This window comes from Cupriavidus sp. F041, from assembly GCF_057814235.1.
The window spans coordinates 845454-867029 of record NZ_JBVASY010000001.1; the positions used below are offsets into that span (position 1 = coordinate 845454).

Below are 21576 nucleotides of genomic sequence, written 5' to 3' on the forward strand. Positions count from 1 at the left end.
CGCCGTGCCGGAGAACGCTACACCCTATCTTCAACCACGCAGGCCTATGCAGTTTCCCCACGGATCGCGGACCTGGCACATCCGCTCACCGTCCTCAATCTCCAGCGGGCCGCGATAGGGGGTGGCTCCCATGGCAACAAAGTGCGCCCGGGCTTTGTCAAAATCCGCCACCTGCCAGTAAACGACGCTGCCCGCCGCTCCCGCCGATACCTTCTCGTCGCTCGGCACAAGTTCGATGCTGACACCTTCATACTCCAGGTAGGAGAAAGCAAACCCGACCAGATGGCGCTGCTCTGAGCCTATGAAGGCGCGGTGGTACCAATCAAGCGCGGTGGGCACATCCGGCACATGAATGAGCACGGCGCTTACGGGAGATGGGTTCATTTTTGCACCTGCCGGCTCCAGCGCTGGCGACATACATCAAGGCAGATTTGAGAGACGGCGAGCCGCGCGCCCAAGAGTTCAAGGGCGCGCGTCAACCGCCTGTCATGTTGCAAAATATTAAGGTGACAGCGTAGCGGGCTGCGATCAGGTCGGCGGCAGGAAATTTCTGAAAGTTCGCCTCGCAATTTCGCAGCCGACATGAGTGAGCTACCTCGGCAGCGGTCTGGGGCTATGCCTGGTCGCGGGGGAGTGAGCCCGGTCAGAACCCCGTCCAAGTCGCAAGGCTGCGCTACATGCTCGGCGTGGTCACCGTCAGACGCGAAGGGAGGACTGCCTATGGTCTTAGTGCTCCCCCATTTCATGGAGCACTGCTCGTTTCCGGGATCTACGATGTTCGTCCATTGGTCGGCACCTACATTAACCAGGCGCTGAAGCTCGATGCCTTGGGCGCCAGCCGAATGAGTCCGGCACACCTGCCGCTGCAAGCGTGCGTTCCAGTGGCGGTACTTTGGGGAGAGCGGGAAACGGTTGAGTTCAAGCGCCAGGGCGTTGATTTTGCGATGCAGCTCGAAAGGCATGAGATGCTCCTGGCTGCGCAAGAAGTGTCCGGGCGGAATCACTTCGACATCGTTTTCGATCTGGAGGATCCAGCGTCAGTTCTCGGCACCTGTTTGGCGCAACTCTTCCAAAAGAACAGTGGCCGGTAAGGCTCCGTGCCAGAGGGGCGAGGACGAGATGCCGCGACCGATCCATGCCGATTGAGCACTGCATTGCCGCGAGGGATAAGCATGGAAACAAGGTATGCACTGACCACCGAGGAGGTAGACTCCTCTGCACCTAGATTCAGGAACAGATGGCCACATGCCACCCGCTGCCAGCCAACAACAGGGCGCGCAAGTACCCGCCCGTATTGATGGACTAAATCCGGACGCAAAAGTACTGGCTGCTGGATTGCAGTGGAACTGCACTGAAACGAAAAAAGGAGCTTTCGCTCCTTTCTTCGATGACCTTGCAGAATTCCGTGGGATCCTGCAGATCTGTATTTGGAGCGGGAGACGAGGCTCGAACTCGCGACCTCAACCTTGGCAAGGTTGCGCTCTACCAACTGAGCTACTCCCGCTTATTTGGCTCCCCGACCTGGGCTCGAACCAGGGACCTACGGATTAACAGTCCGGCGCTCTACCAACTGAGCTATCGGGGAACAAGCTCCGTTTCTTGCGACTTGCTGCTACTCTGCGAAACGGAGGCCGCATTCTACAACAAGCTTTTTGATTTTTGAATAGGTTTTTTGCGGCGGGTGCGAATTAGTTGGGGCTGGCCATGTTTCGCGCTCCGGTTTCACGCTTCGAGGCTCTGGCAGGAAGAAGGCATACCAGCAACATCACACGTATTGCCGAACCGGCGCGGAATCGGCAATGCCTGCAGGAAAGAACAGCCTGAACACCGTGGTGCCCCCGACCTCCGACTCCACCTCGACGCTGCCGTGGTGCAAGTCCATGATCGACTTCACAATGGCGAGACCGATGCCTGCCGACTCCCCTGAGTTAGCGCGAGCGGGATCGCCACGGAAGAAGCGGTCGAACAGTCTGGGCAGGTGTTCCGGCGCGATGCCGGCGCCAGGGTTGCGCACTTCGATGCTGCTGCCTCCCAGGGAGGAACGCGCCGCCAGCACCACGGTCTGCCCGGCCGGTGTGTAGCGGATGGCGTTGGCCACCAGGTTGCTGACCGCGCGCCGCAGCAGCAGCGGATCGGCCTGCACCGCGCCGCCGCCGTCCACCGCGATCGCCACCCCGCGTGCCTCGGCCAGCCCCTCGAAGTAGTCCGACAGCGCGCCCAGCTCGCGCGCCAGATCCAGCCGCGCCGGCTTGACGGCCACGCGGGCGTTCTCCGCCCGCGCGAGAAACAGCATGTTCTCGATCATGCGGGCGAGCCTCTCATATTCCTCGATATTGGAGGCCAACAGGGCCTGGTACTCGTCGGCGCTGCGCTCGCTCGCCAGCGCGACCTGGCTCTGTCCCAGCAGGTTGCCGATGGGGGTGCGGAAATCGTGCGCCAGATCGGCCGAAAACTGCGAAAGCCGCTCGAAGCCATCGCGCAGCCGGTCCATCATCTGCTGCAAGGCCGCGGCCAGCTCCTCCAGTTCGGGCGGCAATTGCGCCGGATCCACCGGCAGCGCCAGCCGCCGCACAGTGACCGATGAGGCGCCGGCGGCAATGCGCCGCAGCGGCGCCATGCCGGCACGCAGCACCAGGTAGCCGAGCGCGGCCACCGACAGCGTGCCAAGCAGCCCGGCCGCCAGCAACTTGTCGCGGTAGGCGCGCAGCATGATGGTGCGGGAGATGGCGGTCTGGTAGAGCGTGAACGTCTGCGCCGGCGCGGCGGTGGAAGCGGCGGTGGAGGTGGAGGTGGAGGCGGCGCCCGTGCGCACCAAGGCCTTTATGCCGTGCACATAGTAGCCCTGCTGCGTGGTCCAGGTGCGTATCGACGCGGTGCCGAACGGCGCATCCGCGGCTAGAGGCGTCAAGGCGGGCGGCGCGTCCTTCCCGGTATTGGCGGATACCAGCACGGTGCCGTCGGATGCGTGCACCACCAGCGCGAACTCGTCGTTGCCGGACACCACGCCGGCGACTTCCCTCCACGCTCCTGCGGCGCCAGGGTCCAGTTCCGCCAGTTCATTGCGCACGCGTACCGCCTTGCGCAGCAGCTCGGCATCGTCGCGCTCGATCACCTGCATGGCGAGCGCACGATAGAGGTAGGCGCCCGCGCCGCCGAACACGATCGCGGCGACCAGGCCAAAGGCGAGCGCCAGGCGGGTAGTGAGAGAAAGCCTGCGCATCAGGGCTGCCGGCGCTCCAGCACATAGCCCATGCCGCGTACGGTATGGATCAGCTTGGGCTGGAAGTCGTCGTCCATCTTGGCCCGCAGGCGGCGTACCGCCACGTCCACCACATTGGTGTCGCTATCAAAGTTCATATCCCACACATGGGAGGCGATCTGGGTACGGCTGAGCACCTCGCTGTGCCGCCGCGCGAGGAAATGCAGCAGCGAAAACTCGCGCGGCGTCAGATCGATGCGCTGTCCGGCACGCGTCACGCGGTGGCGGATCAGGTCGATCTCAAGGTCTTCGATTTCGATCCGGTCGGCTTCCCGCACCGGTCCGCGCCGCAGCAGCGTGCGTACCCGCGCCAGCAACTCGACGAAGGCGAACGGCTTGGCGAGATAGTCGTCGCCGCCCAGTTCCAGGCCACGCACGCGATCCTCCACTTCGTCGCGCGCCGACAGGAACAGCACCGGCGTGTCCTTGTGCTCGCGCAGCCGCTTGAGCACTTCCCAGCCGTTCATGCCGGGCAGCATGACGTCCAGGATGACCAGGTCGTAGCTGCCCTCCAGCGCCTGGTGCAGGCCGTCGGCACCGGTCACGGCCAGGTCGGCCACGAAGGAAGACTCCGTGAGTCCCTTGCGCAGGTATTCGCCGGTCTTGGGCTCGTCCTCCACCACCAGAATTCTCATGATCGTCCTCGTCTAGCCAGTGCCGGCAAGGCATGCAGCGGCGCCTTGCATGCCGGATGATAGCCCTGGCCGCGCCGGCCTTGAATGACAAATCTGTAATGGATTCGACAGCGTTCCCCGCCCCCTGCCCTTTCTAGAATCCGCCCGTCGAGCGTTTCCGCCGAACCGCCCGAAGGGCGCACCGCGCCCCGTTCATCCATCACTCCGGAGACCCCACAATGTGGATCGTCAGGCTCGCGCCGAGCCGTCCCTACACCTTCGTGGTGCTGGCATTGTGCCTGTTGCTGGCCGGCCCGCTGGTGCTGCTGCGCACGCCCACCGATATCTTTCCGGCCATCGGTATCCCGGTGGTCAGCGTGGTGTGGACCTACAACGGCCTGTCCGCCGAGGACATGGCCCGGCGCATCGCCACCGGTTACGAGCGCTCGCTGACCAACAGCGTGGAGGATATTGAACATATCGAGTCGCAATCGCTCGGCGGCGTGGCGGTGATCAAGATCTTCTTCCACCCGGGCGCGGACATCAACCGCGCCATTGCCGAGACCTTGTCCGGCGCCCAATCGATGCTCGCAATATGCCGCCAGGCACCACGCTGCCGCTGATCCTGAGCTATAGCGCCTCCACGGTACCGATCCTGCGGCTGGCGGTGCGCCGGCGGCAACTGATAGCGAGCGTCATGCTGGTCAAGGCACTCGGTGGTGGCTGGCAAAGCGCACCGATGACGAAACCGTAATGAGATGGTCAGGCTCGGGTCAGTGGCTAAAGCCAATACTGGGTACAGCCTGTTCATCCTGTCGATGAAAGCGCCACGGCCCCGGCGGCAGCGGGCCATCCGACCGAAAGAGGTAACGCATCATGAAAGCACTCATCCGCACCGTACTGATCTCCTGCGCCCTGGCCGCGCCAGCCCTGTCCTTCGCGCAAAGCGCGCAGGCGCCTCTCAGCCGCGCCGACGTCCGTGCCGACCTGATCCGGCTGGAACAGGCGGGCTACCAGCCAGGACGCGGCGACAACGCGAACTATCCGCGAGACATCCAGGCTGCCGAAGCCAAGGTGCAAGCGGAGGACGCCGCATCAGCCAAGAGAGCCACGGCAAACACGCAAGCGCAAACACAGAGCGCGCTGCAGGCAACCGCCAACATGTCAACGGATCGCGGCCAGCCCCGCATCGATGCCGTGCGCACCCCCTTCTACTACGGCGCGTGACGCAGCAGCGCCGCGAATCGCGCGCCTGGAACGCGGCGCTGGCAATGCGAATCACGAGCGGCGGCGGCGCGCTTGCCGCGCCTACCGATGCCGGAACACCGCCTCCCGCCGCTCCAGGAACGCATTCATCCCCTCTTTCAAATCCTCCGTGGCGAACAACGCATGCAACTGCCTGCGCTCGAACAGCATCCCCTCCGACAGCGATGACTCATAGGCACGGTTGACCGCCTCCTTCACCGCCATCATCGACGGCAACGAGAACCCCGCAACGGTGTGCGCCACCGTCATCGCCTCATCCATCAGCCGGCCCGCTGCCACCACCCGCGACACCAGCCCGCTGCGCTCAGCTTCCGCCGCATCCATATTGCGCGCCGTCATGCACATGTCCATGGCCTTCGCCTTGGAGATTGCACGCGGCAGGCGTTGGGTGCCGCCGGCACCGGGAATGACCGCGAGTTTCAGCTCCGGCAGGCCGAACACCGCGTTATCCGCCGCGATGAGGATGTCGCAGGCCATGGCCAGTTCGCAGCCACCGCCCAGCGCATAGCCGGCCACCGCGGCGATCACCGGTTTGCGCACGCCGCGTAGCGTCTCCCAGTTGCGTGTGATGTAGTTGGACTTGAACACGTCCATATAGTCCCAGCCGCGCATCGCAGCGATGTCGGCGCCGGCGGCGAACGCCTTGTCATTGCCGGTGATCACGATCGCGCCGATGCCTTCGTTCTCATCCAATGCCAGCAGCGCCAGGCCGAGCGCATCCATCAGCGCATCGTTGAGGGCGTTCATCTGCCTGGGGCGATTGAGCCGGAGCACGCCGACGCGGCCGGTTATCTCGGCGAGGATCAGGTTCTCTTCCGTCTTGCCGTCGCCTTTATCCGCGCGCATTGGACTCGCCCTCCAGGTTCCCCGCCTGGCGGAGTTGCTCCCGCAGCCTGAACTTCTGGATCTTGCCCGCCGGCGTGGCGGGCAGCGCCGGCTGCACGACCAGGCGCTCGGGGATATATTGCGCGGCCATCTTCTGCGCCTTCAGGAAGTCCACCATCGCCGCCATGCCGAACTCCTGGCCGGGCCTGGTCACGACGAAGGCGCAGGCGCGCTCGCCGAGGCGCTCGTCGGGATAGGACACGATGGCCACTTGCGCGACGGCAGGGTGCCGATACAGCAGGGTCTCGATTTCCACCACGGGAATGTTCTCCCCGCCACGGATGATGACGTCCTTGCTGCGCCCGTCGATGCGGATATAACCGCGGGCATCGATGCGTGCAAGGTCGCCGGTGTCGAACCAGCCGTCGGCGTCGGTGTCGTTCAGGTGCGGCCGCCGCAGGTAGCCGCCGAAGTTGGAGCAGGAGCGCACCAGCAGCCTGCCGGTGGCGCCGGGCGGCAACGCCGCGCCCGCCGCGTCGGCCACGCGGGCTTCGACGCCCGGCAACGGACAGCCATCGGTATGGATGGCCCGCTCATCGCCGTCTTCCAGCCGGGTCGTGGTCACGGCGCCCACTTCCGTCATGCCCCATGCCGAGACCACCTTGGCGCCCAGCGCGGCGCGCGCGTGCTCCACCAGCGCGCCGGGGATGGGCGCGCCGGCGCACAGGAAGGCGCGCAGGGTGGGCACCGCATCGCCCGTCTCCGTCACCGTCCTGGCCAGGTCGGTGAGGAACGGCGTCGAGGCCATGGTGAAGCTGACACCCTCCTGCCGGATCAGGTCCAGCGCCTTGCGCGGCTCCCAGATGTCCTGAAGCACCACGCGCGCGCCCAGCATGACGGGCATCATCAGGCCATACATAAAGCCGGTCTGGTGCGCCATCGGCGACGCCATCAGGATCACGTCATCCGCGCCCAGGCGCAGGCGTCCGGCGTAGGCGACGATGTTGGACATCAGGGTATTGGCCGAATGCAGCACGCCCTTGGGCTCGCCGGTGGTACCGGAGGTGTAGATCAGCTGGGTGATGTCGTCCGGGCCGGGACGATGGCGCGCCGGCAACTCGCCGGCATCGTCCCCGGCAGGCCCGCTCGACAGCGCCTCGAAGGCATTGGGCCCGCTGCCGCCGATCACCACCACGTGCTGCAGGTCCGGCAGCACCTGGCGCAGGCCATCGAACATCGCTTCATAGTCAAGCCCGCGGAACCGCTTTGGCACCACCGCTACCTTGCTGCACGCGTGCCTGAGCATGAACGACAGTTCGCGCTCGCGCAGGATTGGCATCAGCGGATTGAGCACGGCGCCGAGGCGCGAGCAGGCCAGGTAGAGCGCGGTGAACTCCCACCAGTTCGGCAACTGGCAGGACACCACGTCGGCGCGGCCAACGCCCAGCCTGGCCAGGCCGAGGGCAATGCGTTCGGCGCGGGCGGCCAGCTCCCGATACGTCAGGCGGGTGATCGCGCCGCTTTCCACCTGCACGGCAGTCAGCGCGATCTTGTCCGGGCAGCGAGCCACGCAATCGTCCAGCGCATCGTTGATGGTGCGCTCGGGCCACAAGCCCTGTGCGATGCTGGCGGCGCGGCGCGGTGGCAGCAGTACGGCGTCGAATTCCATGGCGTGTCTCCTCGTTGTTGTCGTGGTCCGGTCTCGGCGGGGGCCATCGTCAGGCGGGCACCGCATCCCGGCCCGCGTGCGTGCGTGCGATGATGGTCTTCATGATCTGGGCCGTGCCGTCGCCGATCTGGAAGCCCAGCACGTCGCGCAGGCGCTGCTCCATCGGGCCGCGGTCATAGCCGCCGTGGCCGAACGAGAGCAGGCACTGGTGCACCACGTCGTAGGCCAGCTTGGGCGCCCACCACTTGCACATCGCAGCTTCGGCGGTGTGCGGCAGGTTGTGGTCTTTCATCCAGAGTGTCTGCAGGCACAGCAGGCGCGCTGCCGTTACCTGTGTCTCGTAGTCCGCCAGCGGATGCGAGACACCCTGGAAAGCCGACAGCGGCTTGCCGAAGGCCTGGCGCTCCGCCACGTATTCCCAGGTTTCCTCCAGGCTCGCCTTCGCCACCGCCAGCACTTGCAAGCCGACCAGCGCTCGGGAAAAATCGAAGCCCTGCATCACCTGCACAAAGCCCTCGCCTTCCTTGCCGAGCAGATGGCTGACCGGCACGCGCACGTTCTCGAAGAAGATCGAGCCGCGCCCGATGGCGCGCTGGCCGTGGCAGTCGAAGCGGTTGGTGGTGATGCCCGGCAGGTCCATCGGCACCAGCAGCGCCGAGACGCCGCGCGCGCCCGCTTCGATGGAACCGCTGCGCGCGAACACCACCGCCGCATCCGCCTGGTCGGCGGCGGAGATGGAGGTCTTCTCGCCGTTGAGCACGTAATGGCCACCATCGCGCTCCATGCGCAGGCGCAAGCTGGCCGCATCGGAGCCGCCGCGCGGCTCGGTCAGCGCGATCGCGAACAGGGCTTCGCCTTGCGTCAGGCGCTGCAGCCACGGACGGGCAATTTCCGGCGCGGCGTGATGGGCCAGGATCTGCCCGTTCAGCGAGGCCAGCAGGTTGATATAGGAAAGGCTCAGGTCGGCGCGCGCCACCTCTTCGTGGATCACGCCGGCGGCCAGGCAGCCCAAACCCTGGCCGCCATATTGCTCGGGCAGTTCGGGCGCGATAAAGCCCATCTGGCCCATTTCACGCATCAGCGCGCGGTCCAGCTCGCGGGTGCGGTCGCGCGCGAGGAAGCCGGGCGCGATGCGTTCGGTGGCGAAGCGGCGGGCATGGTCGCCCAGTGCGACCAGGTCTTCATCGAGATAGGGGTTCATGGCGTCTCCAGGATGTCTTGCCACATGGCGCGCCTGTGCGATGCGCCATGTGGCCGCGTTGCTTGTGCCAGCAACGGCGGATTACTTCGCGTACTTGCGGAAATCGGGCTTGCGCTTTTCCTGGAAGGCGGTCACGCCCTCGCGCGATTCCTCGGTGTCGTAGTAGAGCTTCAGCGCGTACATGCCCATGCCGGCAATGCCGCTCTGGTGGGCGGTGTCCATATTGAAGGAGCGCTTGGCGATGGCCAGCGCGGTCGGGCTCTTGTCCATGATCTCGTCGCACCACTTCTGCACTTCGGCATCGAGTTGCTCATGCGGGACGACCGCGTTGACCAGCCCCATGGCAAGGGCTTCGGCGGCCGGATAGCGCCGGCACAGGTACCAGATCTCGCGCGCCTTTTTCTCGCCCACCACACGCGCCAGGAACGCCGTGCCGTAGCCGGGATCGACCGAGCCGACCTTGGGGCCGACCTGCCCGAACACGGCCTTGTCGGACGCGATGGTGAAGTCGCAGATCGTGCACAGCACGTTGCCCCCGCCGATGGCGTAGCCCTGCACGCGCGCGATCACGGGCTTGGGCACGTCGCGGATGGCGTTGTGCAGTTCTTCCATCGGCAGGCCGATGGTGCCGCGGCCGTCGTACTGGCCTTCATGGGCGGACTGGTCGCCGCCGGTGCAGAAGGCCTTCTCGCCGGCGCCGGCCAGCACGATGGCGCCGATGGCGCGGTCATAGCCGGCGCGATTGATCGCGTGGATCAGTTCGTCGCAGGTGCGCCCGCGAAAAGCGTTCATCTTCTCCGGGCGGTTGATGGTGATCCAGGCTGCGCCGTTGCGCACTTCATAGAGGATGTCTTCATATTGCATGGTGTGTCTCCGTTGTCGTGGTGAGTGCCGGATGCTGGCTACGCTCAGCCGTTCATGGTCAGGCCGCCCGACACGCTCAGTACCTGGCCGGTAATGAAGGCCGCGTCATCGCTGGCAAAGAACACGATCGCACCGGGCAGGTCGTCCGGCTGGCCGATGCGGCCCAGCGGGATGGAGCGGGTGAAGGCTTCCATCAGCTTCTCCGGGTTGCCGGCGCCTTGCTTGTAGTCGGCGAACAGCGCCGTGTCGGTCGGGCCGGGACACACCACGTTGACGGTGATGCCGTGGCGCGCGTGCTCGCGCGCGATGGTCTTGGAGAACGACACCAGCCCGCCCTTGCAGGCGGCATACACAGCCTCGCCGGAGGAGCCCACCCGCGCCGCGTCGGAAGCAATGTTGACGATGCGCCCGCGCTTGCGCTCCACCATGCCGGGCAGCACGGCGTGATGCATATGCAGCGCGCCGGTCAGGTTGATGGCGATCAGGCGTTCCCATTGCGCCGGTTCGGTCTTGGTGAACGGCTTGAACACGTCCCAGCCGGCGTTGTTGACCAGGACATCGACCGGGCCGAGCTGGCTCACGGTGGCGGCAACCGCGGCATCCACGCTGGCGCGGTCCGTGATGTCGCACTGGAACGCCTCGGCCCGGCCGCCTTCTTCGCGGATCCGGGCAGCGACCTGCCCTGCCGCGTCGAGGTTCAGGTCCAGCACGGCCACGGCAGCGCCTTCGCGCGCAAAGCGCCGGCAGGTCGCCCCACCGATGCCACCACCACCACCGGTCACGATGACCGTCTTGCCTTCGAGTCTTTGCACAGTGTTCTCCTTCCAGGTCCAGGGTGCTATCGTGCGGCTTAAGCGTCGCGCGCCAGCGGTTAAATACGTCAATATGTTGACGTATAATAGGTGGGCAGCTGGACCAACGCAAGTAAGACTACCCAGGAATTTATGATGGTTAACCCCGATTTTTATGATGATCTTGCTCCGGCGGCGCGCATGGAGATGGCAAACAGGTTGTTCTTTCGCCTATACCAATGCGCAAATATGTTGCATAAAACGGGATCAAGAGCCGTAGAAGCCGAAGGCCTGACCACGCAGCAGTGGGCAGTACTGGGCGCCCTCTCGCGGCCGCAGGCGGCCGAGGGCATGAGCGTGGGGGACCTGGCGCGCTACCTGATGGTCAGCCGACAGAATCTGTCCGGCTTGGTGAGCCGCATGGAGCGCGACGGCCACCTGAGCCTGGCGCCGGACGGGCGCGACCGGCGTTCGCGGCTGGTCACCATGACGGAGACCGGGCGCCATGTCTGGCTGAAGCTGGCGCAACCCAAGATCCGGGACTACTACGAGCGGGCGCTGACCGATTTTTCAACGGGCGACATCACGCACACGCTGCATTACCTGCTCAAGCTGCTGGAGAACATGAAGGCACTGGATGCCGAAGGGCCTGTGGCGGATGAAGCGCCGGAGTAATGGCGGAGGCCGTGGCGGACTACAGGAAAGACATGCCGGCGCGGACGATGCGCGTGCGCGCCGGCGTGCGTTATTCGGCCTTGATGCCGTGGGCGCGGATCAATTCGGCCCAGCCAACGCTTTCCTGGCGAATGCGCGTGGCGAGCGCATCCGGCGTACCGGCGACCGGCTCCATGCCTTGCCGCGCGAGTTCTTCGCGGACCGCCTTGCCGCCGAAGACCGCGCGCACGTCGGCATAGAGCGCATCGGCCACCGGCGCCGGGGTGGCGCGCGGCAGCAGCAGCGCATACCAGGAGCTGACCCCGATGCCACGCACGCCCTGCTCCGCCAGGGACGGGATGGCAGGCGCTGCGGGAGAGCGCGCGGCCTGGGTGACGGCCAGCGCGCGCAAGGCGCCGGAGCGGATAAACGGCGCCAGCGTCGGCAGCGTGCCGAACAGGATCGGCACCTGCCCGCCCACCACATCGTTAAGCGCCTGCGTGGTGCCCTTATAGGGGACATGCAGCAATGCGATGCCCGTCTGCTGGCGGAACAACTCGCCCGCCAGGTGCAGACCGCTGCCCACGCCGGGGCTGGCATAGCCTAGCGGTGGATTGGTGCGCTGCGCCAGCGCCACCAGCTCCTGCACCGAACCGGCCCGCACCGAGGGATGCACCGCCAGCACATTGGGCGAACTCGCCAGCAGCGAGACCGGGCGGAAGTCCCGCTCCACGTTGTAGGCAAGCGCCGGAAACAGCGTGGGATTGATGGTCAGGTTGCCGGCAGGCGCCACCAGCAGCGTGCAGCCGTCGCCCGCCGCGCGGCGCACGGCGTCAATGCCGATATTGCCATTGGCGCCCGGCTTGTTGTCGACCACCACGGTGACGCCGCGGCGCTGGTGGAGGCTTTGCGCGAGCGTGCGCGCCAGAAGGTCTGCCGGGCCGGTCGCGGGGAACGGCACGACAATGCGCAGTGTGCTGCAACTGCTGGCCGCATCCGTCCCTGCGGCGCGCGCAGCCGGAACAGCGCCTTGCCACAGGCCGGCAAACGCCAGGCACGCTAGCGCCATCCCGCGCATCGCGCGCGCGATCTTTTCTTCACTCTTCGGATATTGCACTTCAGAAGGCCTGCTCACGAGTCTGGGGGATTGGTAGTGCCGCAATGAAGATATTTTGTTTCACATATGAAACATTATTCCTCGGTTGAAACAAAAAAAATATAGCCCGTCCCCACAAAGGAAGAGACTAGGGTTATCCCCAGGTTCGCGTAATGCATCAGGGAACCGGCCGTGCTGGTGAAGTCTGGTGCGCCCGCAAAGCTGCGCGCGGCGGCTGGCCTAGACTGGAAACAGCACCCTGACACGACGGCCGTCCATGCCACGGTCGCGGCACGCGGACGCCGTTGCGGGGCGCGCACGGGAGGTTATCGTGCAAGGCTTCCAACTCACGCTGTTTACCATCGAGAACCGGCGTCACCACGGCAAGCAGTTGTCTCACTGGTTGCTGCAGGTTCTGAGGGACCTGCATATCCGCGGCGCCACGCACACGGTGGCGGCCGAGGGCATCGGCCATGACCGCCGCTTTCACACCTGGCATTTCCTGGAACTGGCGGACCGGCCGGAAGAAATCACCGTGATCGCCACGGAAGAGGAAGTGCAGCGTTTGTTCGACCGGCTGGCCGAGGAAGACATCCAGGTGTTCTACGCCAAGACGCCGGTTGAGTTCGGCTTCCTGGGGAAAAGCGCGCCAGGGGCGCAGGCCCGCCCCTGACCTCGCCGGCGGCGGCCCGGCATTAATCGATGCTCGCGGCCACGCTGGTGCTCTTGCTGCCGCGCAAGGTGGCTTCCGGCAGGCGCGCCACCAGGAAGGGCGCCACCAGCGACACGGCGGCGCTCAGCAGGAACAGGGTGCGGAACGCCGCTTCGGCGGCGGCGCGCACCGCGCCCGCATCGGCCGTATCGCCACCTGTCATGGCACGGTGGAACATGCTCATGAGGATGTCTTCGCCGCCGCCCAGGTCCGATACGCCCATGCCGCCACGGCGCAACAGCGCGATCAGCACCGTGGTCAGCACCGCCACGCCGACCGCGCCGCCCAGCATGCGCGAGAAGGCGGTCAGCGCCGTGGCCACTCCCACCTGGTGCGCGGGCACGGCGTTCTGTGTGGCCACCAGCCCGCTGGGCAATTGCAGCCCGATGGCCAGCCCGAGCGTCACCATCACCAGCCCGGTCAGCACGACCGCATGCGGGTCGACGAACGCCAGCGACACGATCGCCAGCGGCGCGATCAGCGAGCCCACCAGTTGCAGCGGCTTGTAGCGGCCACTCCATGACATCAGCCGGCCCGAGAAATACGCCCCGAACGGGATGGCGAGCGTCAACGGCACCAGCCGCAGCGCGGCCGTGTCGGCCTGCACGCCGCCCACCACCTGGAAACGCAGCGGCAGCAGCACGGACATGGAGATCAACTGGAAAAAGCACAGAAACAGGGTGATGCAGCAGATCGCGACGGTTGGCACGCGCAGCATGGCCAGCGGGATCATCGGGTCGCTGACCCGCCGCTCCTGCCACACGAACAGCACCATGGCGGCCAGGCCTGCCGCCAGCAGGCCAAGGGTCTGCGGCGTCGCAGCCGAATGGCCCTGCCCGAGCCGGGTCAGGAAGACCAGCACGCCGGTCAGGCCACCCCCGAACAGCAGCGCGCCAAGGTAATCGATGCGATGGCGGCGCCCGCCCGCCGGCAGGTGCTTGAGCGCGCGGCGGACCACCACCAGCGCGACCAGCGCCAGCGGCAGGTTGATCCAGAAAATCCAGCGCCACGACAGGTAGTGCGCCAGGTAGCCGCCGATTACCGGGCCGGCCATGCTGGCCACGGCCCACACGCCACTCACGTAACCCTGGTAGCGGCCACGGTCGCGCAGCGGCACCACATCGGCGATGGTGGCTTGCGACACCGAGATCAGGCCGCCGCCGCCCAGCCCTTGCAGGATGCGCGCGACGATCAGTTGCGGCATGGTCTGCGCCAGCGCGCAGAACACCGAGGCCAGCAGAAACAACACGATGGCAAACGACAGCACCGAGCGCCGCCCCAGCAGGTCCGACAGCTTGCCGTAGATCGGCGTCACCACCGTCGAAGCCACCAGGTACGCCGAGACCACCCACGCCATCTCCTCGAAGCCGTTGAGCTGCAACGCGATCTCAGGCAGCACCACGGCGACGATCGATTGCTCGAGCGCCCCCAGCAGGATGGCCAGCATCAGGCCGAAGATGACCTGCATCACCGGCACCGGCGGCACGGCAGGGGACCCGGACGCTGCGTGGCCGTGGCCGCCGGCCTCGCCCGCGCCGGGGGCCGGGGATGCTGCGGACAGAAAGGGGGAGGACGGCGGAACCGATGCCGTCGGAGAGGACGGCGGGGAGACGGCGGACATGGGCTGGCGGGAGAGAGAATGCACGGCGAGGGACACGGAGTGCGATGCCGCCGCGAACGGGCGGCATCGCTCCTGTCTGTTTTTTGTATACAAGGGCGACATTGTAGGCCTAAGCCTTTCGCCTTGCACCCGCCCCCGGCAGGCTTGCCGGGCTCCGCGCCAGGACGGCGCGGCAGAACTCAGAAGGATTCCCAGTCGCCATTGACCACGGCGAGGCCGCCAGCGGCCGGCGTGCGCGCGGCGCGGCGGGGCGCGGGTGCCGCTGCTACGGCAGGCCGGGCCGCGCGCGCGGCCGGCAACGGCTTGGACACCAGCACGGGTTCGCGCTTCTGGCGCACCACCGGTGCGCGGGCCTTGCTGGGCAGCACGGGCGCGCGGGTAGCGCCGGCCGCGCCGGTGTGCGGTGCCGCCGCCGCGGGCCGGGTGGCTGCCTTGGCGCCAGCGGCCGGGGCCGCGGGTGCTGCAGGTGCTGCCAGCACGGCTGGCTTCACCGGTGCGGCACCGCTGGTCCGGACCGGGCGCGCCGTGCCCTGGCGTGCCGCCGGATAGCTCTTGGCGCCAGCGGAAGGATGTGGCGCCGGACGCCGGGCGGCCGGCGCCACGCGTGCTACCGGTGCCGCTTGCGGCACCGGCATGCGCGCCGGTTCCCGTACCACCTGGCGCGGCTGCGCAACGTGCGCTTCCTCCGGAGCCACCTGGAAGCGGGACACTTCATCCACCAGCCCGGCGGCCTGCTGCTGCAGGCTCTCGGCGGCGGCGGCGGCCTGCTCCACCAGCGCGGCATTCTGCTGCGTCACGCTTTCCATCTGGCTGATCGCGCGGTTGACCTGCTCGATGCCGGATGACTGCTCTTCGCTTGCGGCGGCGATCTCGCCCATGATGTCGGTCACGCGCTTCACCGCCCCGACGATATCGTCCATGGTGCGGCCCGCGTCCTCTACCTGCTTGGCGCCATGGGCCACCTGACTCACCGAGCCACTGATCAGTTGCCCGATTTCCTTGGCTGCCGACGAAGAGCGCTGGGCCAGGCTGCGCACCTCGGCCGCCACCACGCTGAAGCCTCGTCCCTGCTCGCCGGCACGGGCGGCTTCCACCGCTGCATTCAGTGCCAGGATATTGGTCTGGAAGGCAATCCCCTCGATCACGCCCACGATCTCGGCCACCTTGGCCGACGATTGCGAAATATGCTGCATGGTCTCGACCACGCCGCGCACGGCGCGCCCGCCCTCGATCGCCACGCCCGAGGCGCTCACGGCCAGTTCGTTGGCATGGCGCGCGTTCGCGGCATTCTGCTTGACGGTGGAGGTGAGCTGCTCCATCGAGGCCGCGGTCTGCTCAAGCGAGGCAGCCTGCTCTTCGGTGCGCTGGGAAAGATCGGTATTGCCGCTGGCGATTTCCCGGGTGGCGCCACCGATGGAGCGGGTTGCGCCCTGGATGCCATGCACCAGTGCCGCCAACTGGCCAAAAGCGCGCTCCAGCGCGCCCAGCATGCGGCCCATTTCGTCATCGCTCTGCGCCTTGATAGCATACGTCAGGTTGCCCTGCGCCAGCGCCTGTGCCGCTTCCAGCGCATGACGCGCCGGCCGCGTGATCGAGCGCGTGATGCCGATGCCCAACGTCGCCGCCAGGGCCACCGCGACGGCAGCCAGGCCCAGCAGCAGGTTGCGGGCCGTCTCATAACTGGCGTTCGCCTCTTGCACGGCAGCCAGCGCAACCTTGCTTCCGGTCTCGGCCAGTTCGCTCAGTTTGTCGAAGTAAGGCGCCTGGGCCGCCGGCAGGGTCGCCACCAGCGCGCTGCGGGCACCGTCGAACTCGCCGCCCTGCAACTGGCGCAGCACCATGTCGAGCTGGCCGTTATAGGCAGCGCGCGTCTCGGTCAGCCCGCGATACAACTCCAGGGTTTCCGCCCTGCCGGATGTCGACAGCCACTTCCCAAGCTCATCCAGCGTGGTGCCCATTTTTTCGCGCAGCCCGGCGATCTGCTCGGCATTGCGCTTCACCGCGACCGGATCCTCGTTCATGGTGGCATCGCGCACCAGAATTCCGATCCGCAACGCATCCTGCTTGACGCGCTCGATATCCAGCACCTTGATCAAGCGCCCTTCCACGGTAAGACGCATCGATTCGTTCATGGTGCGCAGGGACATCATGCCCAGCACCGCCACGGCAACCAGCAGCAACACGACTAACGAAAACGCCACCGTCAGGCGCGCCCCAATGCCAAAGTTTCGCAACCAACGCATCTTCCCGGCTCCTTTACTCTCATCGCGCGCGCTTTTCCGCGCCCCGGACAGATTTCCGGGACGACGCCGCACCGCGGACTTAACGGCAGGGAGCGGGCCAAGCTTGAGGGCGACGTTAAGATATTTCCGAAGAAAACGGAAAATACGGGAACAAAAGGAAATATGAGGGGAAAAAGCCCGGCAATTCGAACGATTGGCGGGATGCGACCTGTCGTCTAATGTTACCCAGGCGCTCCGAAGTGCTGCTAGCGGCGCATACAGCCAAAGGCGCGCAACAAAACAAGTGGGCACACAAAAAAAGAAGCCCACGCGCGGGGTGCTCGTAGGCTTTCCAGGACTGCTATGAGCCGAAAGGCTCGTTAGCGAATATAAACCTGCTTACATGAGGTGTAAATCCAATTTCTATCAGGGATAACCCTGATATAAAAAGTGCCGACTACGCCACGCAAGTGGCGAGTGCCCAGCATGGAAAGCATCACAACTGCAGGCCAGGGTCACCTTGCCGCCCGCAAACCTATGCTGAACGGGGGTTGCGGGCGCTGGTGACGTTGCGACTTGCCGCACAAGCGTAAACAAAGCAAGCCGCAGCATTGTGACGCAAGAGTTTTATTAGAGGAAACTCTCCATCTCAGGTGCCCCCCCAACCGTTCCGATTTGTAAAATTTTGTTACTCTCGCGCCTGAAGTACCCCCTCCTCTTCCGGCGGCCCCTACCGCCAACGTTTGCGGGGCAGCATCGGAGCCTCCGCCCGGACACACGTCGGGGTCGGACGTGATCCATGCAGCCAGATCCGGCGCCAGCACAGCGAGCGGATGTTTCATCCCCCGCCCCACCCAGGCCACGCCGCAGCCCGCCCCAGGCCGTGCTGTAACACCCCTATTGCCCGGGCCCATATATTGGACCCTTGCCAGCCGCCAGAACCCGAGCGGGCTCTTCCGGAGACGTTGTGAACAAGAAGGAAACCAGGATCACCCGTCCGAGCAGGAAGCTGCAGCAGCTGCAGTTCTCCACGCTCAGCGCCAGCCACAGCCCTGTCGTCGTACACCTGTCGAGCGGCATTCGCCTGCACGGCGTGATCGTGGCCACGGACAACTATATGGTGCTGCTGGCGGAATCGCCGCGGGACCCGCAGCCGCAAGTCGTCTACAAGCACGCCATTGCCGTGATCACGCCCGCCCATGCGCCGGAGGCCATGACGGCGGTGCCCGGGGCGGAGACTTCGCCGGAGTTTGTGAGTTTGTATACGCCACGGACCCGCAAGCGCAGATAGACAGGGCGCGCCAGCCGGTTACGCACATAAGCGGCGCCGCTTTCAGTCGATGGGCCTGCCCACAACAGGCCACCCCCAGAGCCGGCCCGAAGCTATCCGCGAAAAAACTTCTGAACATTGACCCAAAGATCACACTAAATCTTTTCCCGCCCCGGTCGATAACCCTAACAACGGAGGCACTACACGCACTGCAACGCAGTCAGCCAACGTTACGGCAGCCGCCGGACTGTGTAAATCACTGCAACTAGGAGTCGTACCATGGCGTCAATCATCAATACCAATTCGTTGTCTCTGATGACTCAGAACAACCTCAACGCCTCGCAATCGTCGTTGAACACCGCCATTCAACGCCTGTCGTCGGGCCTGCGCATCAACAGCGCCAAGGACGACGCTGCTGGCCTGGCGATCGCCAACCGCTTCACCTCGAACATCAACGGCCTGACCCAGGCTCAGCGTAACGCCAACGACGGCATCTCGCTGGCGCAAACGACTGAAGGCGCGCTGACCGAAGTCACCAACAACCTGCAGCGTATCCGTACTCTGTCCGTTCAAGCATCCACCGGCTCGAACTCGGCTTCCGACCTGAAGTCGATCCAGGACGAAATCACGCAACGCATGTCTGAAATCGACCGCCTGTCGCAACAGACCGATTTCAACGGCGTGAAGGTGCTGTCTTCGACCGCCAAGCCGATCAACATCCAGGTCGGCGCAAGCGACGGCCAGACCATCGCCGTCAACCTGCAGGAAATCAGCACCAAGACCCTTGGCCTGCAAAGCTTCAACGTGAACGGCCCGCAGGCTAACGGCGCCGCAACGTTCAACGGCACGACCAACATGGTCGGCGTGGCCGATGCTGCTGCAGCTGATTTTACGAAGGCCTTCGGCTCGACGACCAACGTCAGCGCCAGCGCCGTCACGGAAAAGACCGCCGGCACGCTGGCCACGACCCTGGGTATCGGCTCCGGTAGCGTCGCCATCGGCGCGAACGCCGTTGTCGACAAGAATGGCAACTGGTTTGCCCAGGTCGCCATCACGCCGTCGACCGCAGCCGAAGCCCAAGCCCTGAAGAATCAAGGCATGAGCACTGCCGTCTCCGGCACCACGATGTACACCTACGTGGCACTGGACCCGGCCTCGGCCGACACCACGACCACGGTCGGCACCGCCGCATTCTCCTTCGACACCAGCAAGCTGACCGCCAGCAGCCTGAGCGCCGGCGCTTCGGCCAACCCGCTGGCAACGATGGACGCCGCGCTGAAAACGGTCGACAGCCTGCGCAGCTCGCTGGGTGCGATCCAGAACCGCCTGGATTCCACCATCTCCAACCTGGGCACGACCATCACCAACCTGTCGTCGTCGCGCTCGCGCATCCAGGACGCAGACTACGCAACGGAAGTGTCGAACATGACCCGCGCCAACATCCTGCAACAAGCTGGTACCTCGGTGCTGGCACAAGCTAACCAGACCACGCAAGGCGTGCTGTCGCTGCTGCGTTAATTGATCGACGCGTAGCACCAGGACCGGGCCCCGCGCCCGGTTCTGGCATGGAGTGTTTCCCCAGGGCTACGGCTCTGCGAAAGCATTTCGAAACCACCGAGCTGAGACGATCATGGCTACTGTCGCTCCGACGTCGTCCGTACCGCCTGCCCCACAGCCTGACCTCGCAGGCCGGCGGGCAGTCGCGCCCGCCACAGGGCAAACCTTGCCCGACACGCCAGATCAGGAGAGCAAGGAGTTGCCGGCGAACCTGGATGCGGCCATGCAACGCCTGACCAAGGCGCTGCGCTCGGCTTCCGTCAGCGTCGAGTTCGAAATCGATAGCATCACCCACCGCGTGGTCACCAAAGTGATAGACAAGAATAGCGGCGAGGTAATCCGCCAGATCCCGACCGAAGAGGTGGTACGAATTGCCGATGCAATGTCGCAACTGCAAGGCCTGTTCGTGCGCCAGACTGCCTGACCGGGTAAAAAATAGATTGAAATAAGACTCTCCTGGAGAATAAAGCATGGCAACAATCTCTAACCTGGGCGTCGGCTCCGGCCTCGATCTCTCCACCCTGCTGGACAACCTCACCACGTCCGAACAGGCTCCGCTGGCAGCGATCAAGCAGCAGCAAGCCAGCTACCAGACCAAGCTGTCGGCTTATGGCCAGATGCAGAGCATGCTCGCAGCGTTTCAGGCGGCTGCCAATCAGTTGTCGAAACCGAGCTTTTTCAATCGCACCACCGCTGTTTCCAGCAATACCGCCACCCTCAGCGCGACCGGGAGCAATACAGCAGCAGCCGGCGTCTATGCCGTCAATGTCACTGCCCTGGCCCAGGCCCAGTCGCTGGTGAGCAATGGCCAGGCCAGCCAAACCAGCGCGATCGGCACCGGCACGATCCATATCGACTTCGGCGCGATCACAGGCGGCACGCTCGGCACTGATCCCACCAAAGCCAACTTTGGCAAATACTCAGGCGCCACCTACACCGCCAACACAGGCTCGACCGGCTTCGACATCACCATCGACAACAGCAACAACACGCTGCAGGGTGTGCGCGACGCCATCAACAAAGCCAATGCCGGCGTCACCGCTAGCATCATCAACGACGGCACGGGCACACCGTATCGCCTGGTACTCAACTCGAACAACACCGGCGCAACCAACAGCATGCGCCTGTCGGTCACGCCGACTGACGGTGGCACCGGACTGTCCGACTTGCTCGCTTACGATCCGGCCGGTGCCGGCGTGCAGAACCTGCAGCAGACCGTCACGGCGCAGAATGCGCAACTGACGGTCAACAATATTGCCATTCAAAGCCCCAGCAACCAGGTCACGGAAGCCATGCAGGGCGTGACGCTGTCGCTCGCGCAGACCGGCACCTCGAACGTCACGGTGCAGCGCGACAACGCCTCCATCCAGAACGGCGTGCAGGGCTTCGTCACCGCTTACAACAACCTGCAGAAGTCCGCCGCCAGCCTGTCGGCCTACGATCCCGGCACCAAGACATCCTCGCCGCTGACAGGCGATAACGTACTGCGGATCATCCAGAACCAACTGCGCAGTGTCCTGAACACCCCGCAGCCCGGGAGCGGCACCAACGCCATCACCACGCTGTCGCAAGTCGGCATATCGTTCCAGACCGACGGAACCCTGGCGCTCGACTCCACCAAACTGAACAGCGCCGTGACCGCGAATCCGGGCGGCGTGGCCGCCCTGTTCGGCAATACCGACGATACCAGCGGCTACGGCAACCAGATCAGCACCGTGGTCACGTCACTCACCAACAGCAAAGGTGCCCTGACCTCCGCCACCGATGGCATCAGCCGGACGCTGAAAAACCTGAGCGATCAGTACTCGTCGACTTCCGACCGTGTCGACGCTACCATCGCAAACTACCGCCAGCAGTTCACGCAGCTCGACGTCATCATGGCGAAGATGAAGAACACCAGTACTTACCTGACGCAGCAGTTCACTGCGATGAACAACACGTCGAACAAGTCCTAA

At 65.2% G+C, this 21576-nt stretch carries 19 protein-coding genes, 2 tRNA genes and 1 pseudogene; 9 read left to right on the plus strand and 13 right to left on the minus strand.

Annotation, left to right across the window (positions count from 1 at the left end; all coding sequences use genetic code 11):
- Nucleotides 1-30 precede the first annotated feature (30 nt).
- The gene (locus tag ACZY0R_RS03870) at nucleotides 31-384 is read right to left on the minus strand and encodes a VOC family protein (RefSeq protein ID WP_488857204.1); all 354 of its coding nucleotides are present in this window, start codon (nucleotides 382-384) and stop codon (nucleotides 31-33) included.
- A 293-nt stretch (nucleotides 385-677) separates the two neighbouring features.
- Here ACZY0R_RS03870 and ACZY0R_RS03875 point away from each other — a divergent pair, with 293 nt between their 5' ends.
- A complete protein-coding gene (locus ACZY0R_RS03875; RefSeq protein WP_488857205.1) occupies nucleotides 678-1091 on the plus strand; it encodes a hypothetical protein in 414 nt (137 codons plus the stop codon).
- A 337-nt stretch (nucleotides 1092-1428) separates the two neighbouring features.
- Here ACZY0R_RS03875 and ACZY0R_RS03880 read toward each other — a convergent pair.
- From ACZY0R_RS03880 to ACZY0R_RS03895, 4 genes are all read right to left on the minus strand, one after another.
- Nucleotides 1429-1504, minus strand: a tRNA-Gly gene (locus ACZY0R_RS03880).
- Between the two features lie 5 nt (nucleotides 1505-1509).
- Nucleotides 1510-1585: transfer RNA gene (locus tag ACZY0R_RS03885), tRNA-Asn, on the minus strand.
- A gap of 180 nt (nucleotides 1586-1765) precedes the next feature.
- On the minus strand, nucleotides 1766-3220 hold the full coding sequence (locus ACZY0R_RS03890; RefSeq protein WP_488857207.1) for a heavy metal sensor histidine kinase: 1455 nt from the start codon (nucleotides 3218-3220) through the stop codon (nucleotides 1766-1768).
- Nucleotides 3220-3894 (minus strand): heavy metal response regulator transcription factor, encoded by a 675-nt coding sequence (locus tag ACZY0R_RS03895; protein WP_488857208.1) that lies wholly within the window; start codon nucleotides 3892-3894, stop codon nucleotides 3220-3222. Before ACZY0R_RS03895 ends, ACZY0R_RS03890 begins: the two co-directional genes overlap by 1 nt.
- Before the next feature lie 218 nt (nucleotides 3895-4112).
- On the opposite strand from ACZY0R_RS03895, the pseudogene ACZY0R_RS03900 reads away from it, so the two are divergent.
- A pseudogene (locus ACZY0R_RS03900) lies at nucleotides 4113-4543 on the plus strand (efflux RND transporter permease subunit); the annotation flags it as partial.
- A 206-nt stretch (nucleotides 4544-4749) separates the two neighbouring features.
- Nucleotides 4750-5100, plus strand: a complete 351-nt coding sequence (locus ACZY0R_RS03905; protein WP_488857209.1) for a DUF4148 domain-containing protein — start codon at nucleotides 4750-4752, stop codon at nucleotides 5098-5100.
- 81 nt (nucleotides 5101-5181) lie between these two features.
- On the opposite strand, the gene ACZY0R_RS03910 is transcribed toward ACZY0R_RS03905, so the two are convergent.
- The 5 genes from ACZY0R_RS03910 to badH form a co-directional block, all read right to left on the minus strand.
- Nucleotides 5182-5985, minus strand: coding sequence for an enoyl-CoA hydratase (locus ACZY0R_RS03910; RefSeq protein ID WP_488857210.1), 804 nt, complete (start codon nucleotides 5983-5985; stop codon nucleotides 5182-5184).
- Nucleotides 5972-7633, minus strand: a complete 1662-nt coding sequence (gene aliA / locus ACZY0R_RS03915) for a cyclohexanecarboxylate-CoA ligase (protein ID WP_488857211.1) — start codon at nucleotides 7631-7633, stop codon at nucleotides 5972-5974. The genes ACZY0R_RS03910 and aliA overlap by 14 nt, the downstream gene beginning before the upstream one ends.
- 49 nt (nucleotides 7634-7682) lie before the next feature.
- On the minus strand, nucleotides 7683-8834 hold the full coding sequence (gene aliB, locus ACZY0R_RS03920; RefSeq protein ID WP_488857212.1) for a cyclohexanecarboxyl-CoA dehydrogenase: 1152 nt from the start codon (nucleotides 8832-8834) through the stop codon (nucleotides 7683-7685).
- An 81-nt stretch (nucleotides 8835-8915) separates the two neighbouring features.
- A complete protein-coding gene (badI, locus tag ACZY0R_RS03925; RefSeq protein ID WP_035870133.1) occupies nucleotides 8916-9698 on the minus strand; it encodes a 2-ketocyclohexanecarboxyl-CoA hydrolase in 783 nt (260 codons plus the stop codon).
- Nucleotides 9699-9742: 44 nt separating this feature from the next.
- The gene (gene badH, locus ACZY0R_RS03930; RefSeq protein ID WP_045242175.1) at nucleotides 9743-10510 is read right to left on the minus strand and encodes a 2-hydroxycyclohexanecarboxyl-CoA dehydrogenase; all 768 of its coding nucleotides are present in this window, start codon (nucleotides 10508-10510) and stop codon (nucleotides 9743-9745) included.
- 135 nt (nucleotides 10511-10645) lie between these two features.
- On the opposite strand from badH, the gene ACZY0R_RS03935 reads away from it, so the two are divergent.
- Nucleotides 10646-11164: a MarR family winged helix-turn-helix transcriptional regulator gene (locus ACZY0R_RS03935; RefSeq protein WP_488859491.1), complete on the plus strand. Its 519-nt coding sequence runs from the start codon at nucleotides 10646-10648 to the stop codon at nucleotides 11162-11164.
- Nucleotides 11165-11234: 70 nt separating this feature from the next.
- Here ACZY0R_RS03935 and ACZY0R_RS03940 read toward each other — a convergent pair whose 3' ends face one another.
- Nucleotides 11235-12221, minus strand: a complete 987-nt coding sequence (locus ACZY0R_RS03940; RefSeq protein WP_488859492.1) for a tripartite tricarboxylate transporter substrate binding protein — start codon at nucleotides 12219-12221, stop codon at nucleotides 11235-11237.
- A 349-nt stretch (nucleotides 12222-12570) separates the two neighbouring features.
- On the opposite strand from ACZY0R_RS03940, the gene ACZY0R_RS03945 reads away from it, so the two are divergent.
- Complete coding sequence (locus ACZY0R_RS03945; RefSeq protein WP_045242197.1) at nucleotides 12571-12912, plus strand: DUF190 domain-containing protein; 342 nt, start codon at nucleotides 12571-12573, stop codon at nucleotides 12910-12912.
- Nucleotides 12913-12934: 22 nt separating this feature from the next.
- On the opposite strand, the gene ACZY0R_RS03950 is transcribed toward ACZY0R_RS03945, so the two are convergent.
- Nucleotides 12935-14419, minus strand: a complete 1485-nt coding sequence (locus tag ACZY0R_RS03950; protein WP_488859493.1) for an MDR family MFS transporter — start codon at nucleotides 14417-14419, stop codon at nucleotides 12935-12937.
- Between the two features lie 332 nt (nucleotides 14420-14751).
- Nucleotides 14752-16815, minus strand: a complete 2064-nt coding sequence (locus ACZY0R_RS03955) for a methyl-accepting chemotaxis protein (protein ID WP_488857213.1) — start codon at nucleotides 16813-16815, stop codon at nucleotides 14752-14754.
- A 946-nt stretch (nucleotides 16816-17761) separates the two neighbouring features.
- Between ACZY0R_RS03955 and ACZY0R_RS03960 the strand changes: the two genes are divergently transcribed.
- The 4 genes from ACZY0R_RS03960 (at nucleotide 17762) to fliD (ending at nucleotide 21576) form a co-directional block, all read left to right on the plus strand.
- The gene (locus ACZY0R_RS03960; RefSeq protein ID WP_488857214.1) at nucleotides 17762-18085 is read left to right on the plus strand and encodes an RNA chaperone Hfq; all 324 of its coding nucleotides are present in this window, start codon (nucleotides 17762-17764) and stop codon (nucleotides 18083-18085) included.
- Nucleotides 18086-18343: 258 nt separating this feature from the next.
- Nucleotides 18344-19582, plus strand: a complete 1239-nt coding sequence (locus ACZY0R_RS03965; protein ID WP_488857215.1) for a FliC/FljB family flagellin — start codon at nucleotides 18344-18346, stop codon at nucleotides 19580-19582.
- A gap of 112 nt (nucleotides 19583-19694) precedes the next feature.
- Nucleotides 19695-20045, plus strand: coding sequence for a flagellar protein FlaG (locus ACZY0R_RS03970; protein ID WP_488857216.1), 351 nt, complete (start codon nucleotides 19695-19697; stop codon nucleotides 20043-20045).
- 46 nt (nucleotides 20046-20091) lie between these two features.
- The gene (gene fliD, locus ACZY0R_RS03975) at nucleotides 20092-21576 is read left to right on the plus strand and encodes a flagellar filament capping protein FliD (RefSeq protein ID WP_488857217.1); all 1485 of its coding nucleotides are present in this window, start codon (nucleotides 20092-20094) and stop codon (nucleotides 21574-21576) included.